Source organism: Streptomyces sp. NPDC017940 (genome assembly GCF_044328435.1).
Classification (GTDB): Bacteria; Actinomycetota; Actinomycetes; order Streptomycetales; family Streptomycetaceae; genus Streptomyces.
Genome location: NZ_JBIRHJ010000001.1, coordinates 975,193 through 987,017 on the forward strand (window position 1 = coordinate 975,193; position 11,825 = coordinate 987,017).

The 11,825-nt window shown below is 73.2% G+C and carries 9 protein-coding genes; 3 read left to right on the forward strand and 6 right to left on the reverse strand.

The window, feature by feature from the left end; translation table 11 throughout:
* Positions 1-30: 30 nt before the first annotated feature.
* Positions 31-993 (reverse strand): TIGR01777 family oxidoreductase, encoded by a 963-nt coding sequence (locus tag ACH4DX_RS04075; RefSeq protein ID WP_398153902.1) that lies wholly within the window; start codon positions 991-993, stop codon positions 31-33.
* A 181-nt stretch (positions 994-1,174) separates the two neighbouring features.
* Between ACH4DX_RS04075 and ACH4DX_RS04080 the strand changes: the two genes are divergently transcribed.
* Positions 1,175-1,663 (forward strand): GNAT family N-acetyltransferase, encoded by a 489-nt coding sequence (locus ACH4DX_RS04080; protein ID WP_398117567.1) that lies wholly within the window; start codon positions 1,175-1,177, stop codon positions 1,661-1,663.
* Positions 1,664-1,784: 121 nt separating this feature from the next.
* Positions 1,785-2,936: a PP2C family protein-serine/threonine phosphatase gene (locus tag ACH4DX_RS04085; RefSeq protein WP_398117569.1), complete on the forward strand. Its 1,152-nt coding sequence runs from the start codon at positions 1,785-1,787 to the stop codon at positions 2,934-2,936.
* A 50-nt stretch (positions 2,937-2,986) separates the two neighbouring features.
* On the opposite strand, the gene ACH4DX_RS04090 is transcribed toward ACH4DX_RS04085, so the two are convergent.
* Positions 2,987-3,508, reverse strand: coding sequence for a DUF4240 domain-containing protein (locus tag ACH4DX_RS04090; protein ID WP_398118083.1), 522 nt, complete (start codon positions 3,506-3,508; stop codon positions 2,987-2,989).
* Between the two features lie 134 nt (positions 3,509-3,642).
* Between ACH4DX_RS04090 and ACH4DX_RS04095 the strand changes: the two genes are divergently transcribed.
* Positions 3,643-4,761 carry an SDR family oxidoreductase gene (locus ACH4DX_RS04095; protein ID WP_398153903.1) on the forward strand — a complete coding sequence of 373 codons (1,119 nt, stop codon included), beginning with the start codon at positions 3,643-3,645 and terminating at the stop codon, positions 4,759-4,761.
* Here ACH4DX_RS04095 and ACH4DX_RS04100 read toward each other — a convergent pair.
* The 4 genes from ACH4DX_RS04100 to sucB form a co-directional block, all read right to left on the reverse strand.
* Positions 4,752-5,747, reverse strand: coding sequence for a helix-turn-helix transcriptional regulator (locus tag ACH4DX_RS04100; protein ID WP_398153904.1), 996 nt, complete (start codon positions 5,745-5,747; stop codon positions 4,752-4,754). The two genes, ACH4DX_RS04095 and ACH4DX_RS04100, sit on opposite strands and share 10 nt — an antisense overlap.
* 335 nt (positions 5,748-6,082) lie before the next feature.
* Positions 6,083-8,788, reverse strand: a complete 2,706-nt coding sequence (aceE, locus tag ACH4DX_RS04105) for a pyruvate dehydrogenase (acetyl-transferring), homodimeric type (protein ID WP_398117573.1) — start codon at positions 8,786-8,788, stop codon at positions 6,083-6,085.
* Between the two features lie 390 nt (positions 8,789-9,178).
* Positions 9,179-9,802 carry a GntR family transcriptional regulator gene (locus ACH4DX_RS04110; RefSeq protein WP_398153905.1) on the reverse strand — a complete coding sequence of 208 codons (624 nt, stop codon included), beginning with the start codon at positions 9,800-9,802 and terminating at the stop codon, positions 9,179-9,181.
* Positions 9,803-9,969: 167 nt separating this feature from the next.
* Complete coding sequence (gene sucB, locus ACH4DX_RS04115; RefSeq protein ID WP_398153906.1) at positions 9,970-11,796, reverse strand: 2-oxoglutarate dehydrogenase, E2 component, dihydrolipoamide succinyltransferase; 1,827 nt, start codon at positions 11,794-11,796, stop codon at positions 9,970-9,972.
* Positions 11,797-11,825 lie beyond the last annotated feature (29 nt).

Sequence of the window (11,825 nt, forward strand, 5' to 3'; positions counted from 1 at the left end):
GCGACCCGCCGCGGGGACACGCCCCCGGCGTCAGCTCAGCGCGGCCCGCACCGCGTCGTCGATCCGGGGGTGGGCGAAGACGAAGCCGGCCTCCGTGAGCCTGGCCGGAAGCACGCGCTGGCTGCCGAGGACGTCGCCCGCCATCTCGCCGAGGACCAGGCGCAGTGCGGGCGCGGGCGCCGGGAACAGCGTGGGGCGGCGCAGCACCCGGCCCATCGCGGCCGTCACCTCGCGATTGGTGACCGGCTCCGGCGCCGTCAGGTTGAAGGGTCCCGCCAGGTCGTCCCGCGCGAGCAGCAGCCGCAGCGCCGCCACCTCGTCGCGCAGCGCGATGAAGCTCCAGTACTGCCGCCCGTCGCCGAGCCGCCCGCCGAGCCCCGCCTTGAAGAGCGGGAACATCCGACCCCAGGCGCCGCCCCCGCGTGCGACCACCAGGCCGCTGCGCGCGAACACCGTGCGCACGCCCGCCTCCTGGACGGGCGCGGCCGCCTGCTCCCACTCCACGCACATGGACGGAAGGAACCCGTCCCCGGCGGGGGCGCTCTCGTCCACCGCGCGGGAGCCGGTGTCTCCGTAGAAGCCGATCGCGCTGCCGTTCAGGAACACGCGCGGCGGGGCGTCGAGCGCGGTCACGGCGGTGGCGAGCGTCCTGGTGCCGAGCACCCTGCTGTCGCGCAGCTCGCGCTTGTACGCGTCGTTCCAGCGGCGGTCCCCGATGCCGGCGCCCGCCAGGTTCACGACGGCGTCGCAGCCCGCGAGTCCGTCCGCGTCCACGTACTCCTTCGCGGGGTCCCAGCGCACCTCGTCCGCGGCACGCGGCGCCCGGCGCACGAGCCGCACCACCTCGTGCCCGTCGGCGGCGAGGGAGCGCACGAGCGCCGAGCCGATGAGCCCGGAGGCCCCCGCCACGGCGACGCGTCCCGGGCCGCCGGAGGCCTCCGCGGAGGGCGCTGCGGGCTCAGGTGACTCAGCGGGCGCTGCGGGCTCGTCCATGGGCACATCCTGCCCTGAATCCATGCACACATCCTGCCGGGAAACGGTGCGCGCGTCCTGCCGGGAAACGGTGCGCGCGTCCTGCCGGGAAACGGTGCGCATGCCCGGCCGAGAACGGTGCGTACGCCCTGCCGGAAAAAGGGCGCCTGCGCCGTCGTGCGCCCGCCGTACAGTGACGCCCATGCAGCAGACGTACATACGCACCGCGCGTGCCGATGACGATGACGTGCTGGCTCGTCTGGACCGGGACCACTGGTCCACCCTGCACTCCGTACAGCCGCGACCGCGACCGCCCCACGACCCGTTCTTCACGGAGCGCTTCGGCCCCCGCGACCACCTGGTCGCCGAGCTGGACGGCAGGACGGTGGGCTACATCCGGCTCGGCTTCCCGACGCCGCTCGCCGTGAACGCGCACGTACGTCAGATCCTGGGCTTCGTGGTCGCCGACGAGGCGCGCGGCAAGGGGGTGGGGCGCGGGCTGCTGCGGGCCGCGGTGGCGGAGGCCCGCCGCCAGGGCGCACGCCGCGTCACGCTGCGCGTCCTCGGGCACAACACGGCGGCCCGCACGCTCTACGAGTCCGAGGGCTTCGCCGTCGAGGGCGTGCTGCCCGGCGAGTTCCTCCTGGACGGACGGTACGTCGACGACGTCCTGATGGGGCGCCCCGTGTGACACGGGCGCAGGGAGCCGTGCGGGGGCCGCGCGGCACTCCCGACGGACCGGCCCGGCGTGCGCCCCGCGGATGCCCGTAGGAGCGTGGGCACGTACTCCGGTCCGCGGGGAAGGAGCACCGATGATCAGGGCCGCGGCACGGCGGCGGGACGCGCGGGAGGCCGCGTGGCCGCGCGGCGCCGCCACGCCCCCGTGGGCACGCTGGCCGGCGCCCGTGCTCCTGGTCCTGACGTGTGCCGTCCAGCTCGCCACCCCGAGGACCCTCGACCTCAGCTTCCTGCTCGCCGCCGTGCCCCCGCTGGCTGCCCTCGCCTACGGGCCCCGCGCCACCGCGCTCCTCGGCGGCACCGTCCTGCTGCTGATCTCCCTGCCGGACTACGACCTGGGGCATCCCGGTGAGAGCGACACCGCGACCGTGGCCTTCGTGGCCGCGCTCAGCGTGCTCTTCGCCTGGGTGCGCAGCCGGCGCGACGCCCAGCTCGTCACCGTCCGCACGGTCGCGGAGGCCGCCCAGTTCGCGGTCCTGCCGCCGCTGCCCGACCGGGTGGGGCCGGTGCGCTGCGCGGGCCTGTACCGCGCGGCGCAGCGCGGCACGCTCGTCGGCGGCGACCTCTTCGACGTACGCAGGGGACCGCACGGGGTGCGCGCCCTGGTCGGGGACGTGCAGGGGCACGGGCTCGCCGCGGTCGGGACCGTCGCCGCGCTGCTCGGCGCCTTCCGGGAGGCGGTCCTCGACCAGGACGGCCTCGCGGGGGTCGCCGCGTGCCTGGACCGGCGCCTGGTCGTCGACGCCGAGGAGGCGGGACGCAGCCGCCGCCTCGTCATCGACCCCGAGGAGGAGGCGCCCGGCGACCCCACCGAACTCTTCGCGACCGCCGTCCTCCTCGACTTCGGCGAGACGGCCCGCGAGCTGCGGTTCCTCTGCTTCGGCCATCCGCCGCCGCTGCTCATCCGCGACGGCAGGGTCACCGAACTGCGCGTCGCGGCCCCGGGTACGCCGCTCGGCCTCGGCCTCGCGGGGGTGTCGCCGCCCGAACAGGTCGTCGTGGACCTGGAGCCCGGCGACTGGGTGCTGACCGTGACCGACGGCGTGACCGAGGCACGCGACGCGTCCGGGGCGTTCTATCCCCTCGCGCAGCGGCTGCCCGCCGTCTTCGAGGCCGAGCGCGACGACCCCGTCGCCTTCACGGACGCGATCTGGAGCGACCTGGTCCGCTTCTCCGGCGGGGTACGGGACGACGTGGCGCTGCTGGTGTTCGTGGTGGGGGAGTAGGATCGCACGGGCGGCAGGGGGCAGGGGGCAGGCGGCGGGCGCGGCCCCGGTCAGCCGGAGGCGAACCGCTCCCACAGCTTCGGGTAGAGCTGCCCGAGGGTCCGGTCGTCCTCGAAGTCCACGGGGGTGCCCTCCGGCTCGGGCGGCGCGGGCGCGATGCCGAGGTCGGGGGCGACGGTGCCGGTCATCCGCTCGTACGCCTCGTCGGCGGCGTAGCCGAGCTCCTCGCCGTCCCCGTCGATCTCGTCGTCGAAGTCGTCGAGGAGGTCCGCGAGGGAGTCGGGGTCGTGCACGGCGCCCTCGAAGACCTCCCGGCCCTGCCCGATCAGCCAGCACCGGAAGTAGTCGAAGGCGTCGTCGCTCGCGCCGTCGAGCAGGATCCAGGCCGCGCCCCACAGGTCCCAGCGGTACGCGCGGTTGTAGCGGGCCTCGAAGTGCCGCGCGAAGTCCAGAACGGCGTCCGGGTCGTACTCGAGGAGCTTGTCGACGACCAGCTCGGCCTGGTCCTCGGGGTCGCCGTCGGCGGCCTCGCGGGTGCTGTCCACGATCTCCCAGAACTCCGTCTCGTCCATCACGGGTCCAGCATCGGTCCTCGGCGGTGGGGGCGCACGCGGAGTGCGCCGGAATGCGGCTGTGTCGTTATGCGTGCACATGCCCGTGGAAAGACCGACAGAGGATGTCGGCTTTTCCTGCGAGGGTCTTCGGCATGGACAGGGACAAGGACAGGAACAAGGGCAGCGACGTGGAGAGGGACGCGGAGAGGGACCTGGAGAGGGACGTGGAGAGGGACCTGGAGAGGGACGTGGAGAGGGACCTGGAGAGGGAGGCGGACAGGAACGCGGGCACGGGCGCGGACGGGGGCGCGGAGAGCGGGGCGGCCGGGCGGACGGCAGCGGCGGCGGGCGCCCTGGCGGGCAGGATCGCGCTGGTGGCCGGGGCCACGCGCGGGGCCGGGCGGGCCATGGCGGTGGAGCTGGGGCGGGCCGGGGCGACGGTGTACGTCACCGGCCGGACGACGCGGGAGCACACCAGCGAGGTCGGCAGGACCCAGGAGACCATCGAGGGCACCGCGGACCTCGTCACCGCGGCGGGCGCGGACACGGGCGGCACGGGCGTCGCGGTGCCCACCGACCACCTGGACCCCGAGCAGGTGCGCGCCCTGGTCGAGCGGATCGAGCGGGAGCAGGGCCGCCTCGACATCCTCGTCAACGACATCTGGGGCGGCGACGTCCATGTCGAGTGGGGCAAGAAGATGTGGGAGCACGACCTGGACAAGGGGCTGCGCATCCTGCGCCTCGGCATCGAGACCCACATCGTCACCAGCCGTTACGCGCTGCCGCTCCTGATCCGCAACCCCGGCGGCCTGGTGGTGGAGGTGACCGACGGCACGCGGGAGTACAACCGCCGCTACCGCGAGCCGTTCTACTACGACCTGGCGAAGGCGGGGCCGCTGCGGATGACGCTCGGGCTCGCGGAGGAGCTGAAGGAGTACGGCTGCACGGCGCTGTGCCTGACGCCGGGGTGGCTCCGCTCCGAGGCCATGCTCGACACGTACTTCAAGGTCACCGAGGACGACTGGACGGCGGGCTGCGAGCAGAACCCGCACTTCGCGATCTCCGAGACCCCGACGTTCGTGGGCCGGGCGCTCGCCGCCCTCGCGTCGGACCCCGGGGTGAGCAGGTGGAACGGCGCGTCCCTGTCCAGCGGCGGCCTCGCGAAGGAGTACGGGTTCACGGACGTGGACGGTTCGGCGCCGGACGCCTGGCGGTACATCACGGAGGTGGACCAGGAGAGCAAGGAGGCGGACGTGACGGGCTACCGGTAGAGCCCGGCCATCCCGGCCGCCGTCGTAGCGAGGCGCTCCCGCAGCTCCGGCGGCCTGAGGACCTCCACCTCGGCGCCGAGGGCGAGGAGTTGGGAGTAGGCGACGACGATGGACTCGACGGGCAGGGTGACCGTGACCCGGCCCCTGTCGTCGGGTTCGGCTCCCGCCAGGACCTCCTGGGCGACGGCGCGGTCGGTGACGTGGGGGAGCTGCCGGGCGCCGGCGGGGGTGAGGCGCAGGACGACCTCCTCGCGCAGGATGGCGCGGGCGAACTGGGCGGCGCGCTCCTCCCAGAACGCGGGCAGGTCGAAGTCCTCGTCGCGGACGAAGCGTTCGCCCGCGGAGGGGCCGGAGGCGCCGGGGGCGACGGGGGTGACGGAGGTGAAGCGGTCGATGCGGTACACGCGGTGGGAGCCCGTCTCCGGGACGCGGGCGCACAGGTACCAGACACCCGCCTTGAGTACCAGGCCGTACGGTTCGAGTGCCCGCTCCACCTCGGAGTCCTGGCGCCGGTAGCGGGCCACCACGGGGCGGTCGTCCCACACCGCGTCGGCCACGGCGGGCAGCAGCGCCGGGGGCGGGGTCTCCTTGAACCAGCCCGGGGCGTCCAGGTGGAAGCGCTGGGCCGCGCTGCGGGGGGCGTCGCGCAGGGACGGGAGCAGGGCGGCGGAGACCTTGAGGCGGGCGGCCGACGCGGCGTCCTCCAGGCCCATCTCGCGCAGGGCGCCCGGGACTCCGGACAGGAACAGGGCCTCCGCCTCGCCGCGGGCCAGCCCCGTCAGACGGGTCCGGTACCCCCCGACGAGCCGGTAGCCGCCCGTCCGGCCGCGGTCCGCGTACACGGGTACGCCCGCCTCCGTCAGGGCCTGGGCGTCCCGCGTGATGGTGCGCTCCGAGACCTCCAGCTCCGCCGCGAGTTCGGCGGCGGTCATGGATGCCCGCGACTGGAGCAGCAGCACCATCTTGATGAGCCGGGCAGCACGCATGCTTCCATCATGCCGGGGCGGCGGCCGTGGCCGGACGGGAGCTGCGCACAGCGCGGTGCTGGGTGGTGCCGGGCGGTGCCGGGCGGTGCGACGGTGCCGACAGTCACGGGTGGGTGGGTGGGAGACCGCCGCGCAGCGGCGGGGTCGGTTGCCGCACGGGGGGGTGCGCAACCCGGCGCTGCGGGGAGCCGCCCTGTGCCCACCCGTCCCGCCCTCTAGGCGGCCCAGTTGCCCACAGGGCGGCGGCCCGGATGCCCACAGGGCGGCGGCCCGGCGGGACGCAGGGTGGGGCCCCGTCGGAGGACGGGGCCCCGTGTCGCGTACCGAGCCGGAGGCTAGAGGCCGTACTTGGCCCTGGCCTCCTTGACCGCGGCCGCAGGCACCTCACCGCGCACAGCGAGCCGCGCCAGCGCCGCGACGACGATGGACTCGGCGTCGACACCGAAGTGGCGGCGCGCCGCGTCCCGGGTGTCGGAGAGGCCGAACCCGTCGGCGCCGAGCGAGGAGTAGTCCTGCTCGACCCACTGGGCGATCTGGTCCGGGACCTGCCGCATGTAGTCGGAGACGGCGAGGACGGGACCCTGAGCGCCGTCGAGGGCGGCACGCACGAAGGGCGTGCGCTCCTCGCCTCGCAGCACCGCCGCGTCCGCCTCCAGGGCGTCCCTGCGCAGCTCGGTCCAGGAGGTCGCGGACCACACGTCGGCGGCCACACCCCACTCCTCGGCGAGCATCGTCTGGGCCTTGAGCACCCAGTGGATGGCCGTGCCCGAGCCGAGGAGCTGGATCCGCGCGGCGTTGGCGGCCGGTGCGAGACCCGCCGACTCGGCCGTGTTGAAGCGGTACAGGCCCTTCACGATGCCCTCGTCGACGCCCGCGGGCTTCGCGGGCTGCTGCATCGGCTCGTTGTAGACGGTCAGGTAGTAGAAGACGTCCTGGTCCTCGCCCGGAGCGGCCTCGCCGTACATCCGGCGCAGCCCCTCCTTGACGATCGCCGCGATCTCGTACGCGAACGCCGGGTCGTAGGACAGCGCGGCCGGGTTCGTCGCGGCGATCATCGGCGAGTGGCCGTCCGCGTGCTGGAGGCCCTCACCGGTCAGCGTGGTGCGACCGGCGGTGGCGCCGATGAGGAAGCCGCGGCCGAGCTGGTCGCCGAGCTGCCACATCTGGTCGGCGGTGCGCTGCCAGCCGAACATCGAGTAGAAGATGTAGAAGGGGATCATCGCCTCGCCGTGCGTCGCGTACGACGACGAAGCGGCGATGAAGTCCGCCATCGAACCGGCCTCGGTGATGCCCTCGTTGAGGATCTGGCCGTTCTTGGCTTCCTTGTAGTACATCAGCTGGTCGCGGTCGACCGGCTCGTACGTCTGGCCCTTCGGCGAGTAGATGCCGAGCGAGGGGAACAGCGACTCCATGCCGAAGGTGCGGGCCTCGTCCGGGACGATCGGCACCCAGCGCCTGCCGGTCTCCTTGTCGCGTACGAGGTCCTTCAGGAGCCGTACGAGAGCCATGGTGCTCGCCACCTTCTGCGAGCCCGAGCCCTTGTCGAAGGAGGCGAAGACCTTGTCGGCGGCGGGCGGCAGCGGCGCGAGCGCGTGCGTGCGGCGGGCCGGGGCGGGACCGCCGAGGGCGGCGCGGCGCTCCTGGAGGTAGCGGACCTCGGGGGAGTCGGCGCCGGGGTGGCCGTAGGGCACCACGTCGTCGACGAACTGGGAGTCCGAGATCGGCAGGTCGAGCAGGTCCCGCATGTTCTTGAACTCGTCCGACGTCAGCTTCTTCATCTGGTGGTTCGCGTTCTTCGACGCGAAGCCCTCACCGAGGGTGAAGCCCTTGACGGTCTGCGCGAGGATGACGGTCGGCGCGCCCTTGTGCGCGAGCGCGGCCTTGTACGCGGCGTACACCTTGCGCGGCTCGTGGCCACCGCGGGAGAGGTGGAAGCACTCGAGGATCTTGTCGTCGCTCAGCAGCTTCGCCATCTCGACGAGCGCCGGGTCCTTGCCGAAGAAGTCCTCGCGGATGTAGGCGGCGTCACGCGTCTGGTACGTCTGCACCTGCGCGTCCGGCACCTCGCGGATGCGGCGGACCAGGGCGCCCGTGGTGTCGAGCCGGAACAGCTCGTCCCAGGCGTTGCCCCACAGCGACTTCACGACGTTCCAGCCGGCGCCGCGGAACTGGGCCTCGAGCTCCTGCACGATCTTGAAGTTGGCGCGCACGGGACCGTCGAGGCGTTGCAGATTGCAGTTGATGACGAAGGTCAGGTTGTCCAGGCCCTCGCGGGCGGCGAGTGCGAGTGCCGCCGTCGACTCGGGCTCGTCCATCTCGCCGTCGCCGAGGAACGCCCACACGTGCGAGGACGAGACGTCCTTGATGCCGCGGTTGGTGAGGTACCGGTTGAAGCGGGCCTGGTATATCGCCGACAGCGGGCCGAGGCCCATGGAGACGGTCGGGAACTCCCACAGCCAGGGCAGGCGGCGCGGGTGCGGGTAGGACGGCAGGCCGTTGCCGCCGGCCTCCTGGCGGAAGTTGTCGAGCTGCGTCTCGTCCAGCCGGCCGTCGAGGAAGGCGCGGGCGTAGATGCCCGGCGAGGCGTGGCCCTGGATGTACAGCTGGTCGCCGGAGCCGGGGGAACTCTGGGATTCCTTGCCGTGGAAGAAGTGGTTGAAGCCCGTCTCGTACAGCCAGGCGGCCGACGCGAAGGTGGCGATGTGGCCGCCGACGCCGTGCTTGGCGCCGCGGGTGACCATCGCGGCCGCGTTCCAGCGGTTCCACGCGGTGATCCGGGCCTCCATCGCCTCGTCGCCGTCGATGACCGGCTCGGCGGCGGTGGGGATGGTGTTGACGTAGTCCGTCTCAAGAAGCTTGGGGAGCGCCAGGCCCGCGCCCTCGGCGCGCTCCAGCGTGCGGCGCATCAGGTACGCGGCACGGTGCGGCCCGGCCGCCTTGGTCACGGCGTCCAGGGAGGCCTGCCATTCGGCGGTCTCCTCCGGGTCGCGGTCCGGGAGCTGGTCGAGCTCGCTCGGCTGGATGCGGGAGGGGTCGGTCATTACGCCGCCTTCCTGAGTCGGAGGGGGTGCCCAGTGCCTGTGTCGGGCGGGGGTCCCTTAACGGAAAGGGTCGGGGGTGCCCTTGGTCTGTGGCAGGACAGGGCGCGGGGCTCGGGTGCGGAGTCGTTGGTGCGCTCCGCCGCGGGCCCATCGATGACTGTAAGCCCGCGATCGATGATCGATCAAAGCATTGAAGGGAAAACTTCCCGAAATGACAAAAGTGGGCACAGAGTGCCGCCCTACAGGGCACGCAGTGCCTTCATTGTGCAGGGTTTCCGCAGGTGGGGCGACGTATGAGCACGGTGCTCGGAGGATGAGCACGATCACGGTGCCTGAAAGATGGGCACGGTGCTCGGAGGGTGAGCGCGTGGCCGTCGGGGGCGGGCTCGGTCAGGGACGGGGCGCGCAGCCGAGCACATGCGCCTTCACCAGCGCCGCGATCGCCGGGTCCCGCTCCCGGAACGCCGACACCAGGGCCTCGTGCTCCTCCGCGTACGACTGCTGGACCGTGCCGAGCCAGCGGATGGACAGCGCGGTGAAGACCTCGATGCCGAGGCCCTCCCAGGTGTGCAGGAGCACGGAGTTGTGCGCGGCCCGCACCAGCTCCCGGTGGAAGCCCACGGTGTGCCGCACCTGGCCGGTGCCGTCGGACGCCCGGTCGGCCTCGTACAGGGCCGCCACATGCGGTTCGAGGGCCGAGCAGTCCTCGGCGAGGCGGTCGGCCGCGAGCTCCGCCGCGATGGCTTCGAGACCGGCCCGCACGGGGTAGCTCTCCTCCAGGTCCGCGGCGGTCAGGTTCCGCACCCGGACGCCCTTGTTGGGCGCGGACTCGATCAGGCGCAGCGACTCCAGCTCCCGCAGCGCCTCACGCACCGGGGTCTGGGAGACCTCCAGTTCGACGGCGATCCTGCGCTCCACGATCCGCTCGCCCGGTTTCCAGCGACCGCTCACGATGCCTTCCACGATGTGCTCGCGAATCTGTTCGCGCAGCGAGTGAACGACGGGCGCGGTCATGGGGGCTCCTCCGGCGGTCAAAAGCGTGGCCCGAGGGGCCTCGGTGGGGGGCGACGGGCGGGCAACCCTTAGACAATACGGCCAACACGGCCGCGCCCCCGCCCGGAGGACTCCGGGCGGGGGCGCACTCGCTGATGAGACGAGTGTTACAGCCGAAAGCGAGGCGACTACAGGCCGAGCTCGACCTCGAACTCGCCGGCTTCGAGGATCGCCTTGACCGTCGTCAGGTAGCGGGCGGCGTCCGCGCCGTCCACCAGACGGTGGTCGTAGGACAGCGTCACGTACGTCATGTCCCGCACCGCGATGGTCTCGCCGAGATCGGGGTGGTTGATGACGACCGGGCGCTTGACGGTGGCACCGATGCCGAGGATGCCCACCTGGTTCGGCGGCACGATGATCGTGTCGAACAGCGCGCCGCGCGAGCCGGTGTTGGAGATGGTGAACGTCGCGCCCGACATCTCGTCCGGGCTGATCTTGCTGGTGCGGACCTTGGTGGCCAGGTCGGCGGTCGCCTTGGCGATACCGGCCAGGTTCAGGTCACCGGCGCCCTTGATGACCGGCGTCATCAGACCCTTCTCGGAGTCCACGGCGATGCCGATGTTCTCCGAGTCGAAGTACGTGATGGTGCCCTCGTCCTCGTTGATGCGGGCGTTGACGACCGGGTGGGCCTTCAGCGCCTGCGCCGCCGCCTTGACGAAGAACGGCATCGGGGACAGCTTGACGCCCTCGCGGGCGGCGAAGGAGTCCTTGGCCGCGGCACGCAGCTTCATCAGCTTCGTGATGTCGACCTCGACCACGCTGGAGAGCTGGGCCTGGCCGTGCAGCGCCTTCATCATGTTGTCGCCGATGACCTTGCGCATGCGGGTCATCTTGACGGTCTGGCCGCGCAGCGGGGACACCTCGACGACCGGAGCCTTCGACGCGGACGCCGGGGCGGCGGCAGCGGCGGGGGCGGCGGCCTGAGCCGGGGCCTTGGCGGCCTCGGCGGCGGCGAGCACGTCCTGCTTGCGGATGCGGCCGCCGACGCCGGAGCCCTTGACCGAGCCCAGGTCGACGCCGTTCTCCGAGGCGAGCTTGCGCACCAGCGGGGTGACGTAGGCACCGTCGTCCGCCGGGGTCGCCGCAGCCGCGGGGGCGGCGGGCTGCGCCGGAGCGGCGGGCTGCGCCGGAGCCGGAGCGGCGGCGGCGGGCTGCGCGGGGGCGGCGGGCTCGGCGGCCGGGGCCGCGGGCTGCGCCGGGGCGGGGGCCTCCTCCTTGGCCGGAGCCGGGGAGGGAGCCTCCTCCTTGGCCGGGGCCGGAGCCTCGGCGGGAGCGGCGGGGGCCTCGGCCGGAGCGGCGGCGGGGGCCGCGCCGGGGGCACCGATGACGGCGAGCTTGGCGCCGACCTCGGCGGTCTCGTCCTCACCGACGACGATCTCGAGCAGCACACCGGCGGTGGGCGACGGGATCTCGGTGTCGACCTTGTCCGTGGAGACCTCGAGCAGCGGCTCGTCGGCCTCGACGGAGTCGCCGACCTCCTTCAGCCAGCGGGTGACGGTGCCCTCGGTGACGGACTCGCCGAGCGCGGGCAGGGTGACCTCGGTGCCCTCGGCGGAACCACCGGAAGCGGCCGGGGCCTCGGCCTGCGGGGCGGCCTGCTCCTGCGCGGGGGCGGCGGGGGCCTCCTCCTGCGCGGGGGCGGCCGGGGCCTCCTCCTGCGCCGGGGCGGCCGGGGCCTCTTCCTGCGCGGGAGCGGCGGAGCCGCCCGCGTCGCCGGAGCCGTCGTCGATGACGGCCAGCTCGGCGCCGACCTCGACGGTCTCGTCCTCGGCGACCTTGATGGAGGCGAGCACACCGGCGGCGGGGGAGGGGATCTCGGTGTCGACCTTGTCGGTCGAGACCTCGAGCAGCGGCTCGTCGGCCTCGACGCGCTCGCCCTCGGCCTTCAGCCAGCGGGTGACAGTGCCTTCAGTGACGCTCTCGCCGAGCGCCGGAAGGGTTACGGAAACCGACATGGTTTCTGTTGCTCCTTAACTACGTACGT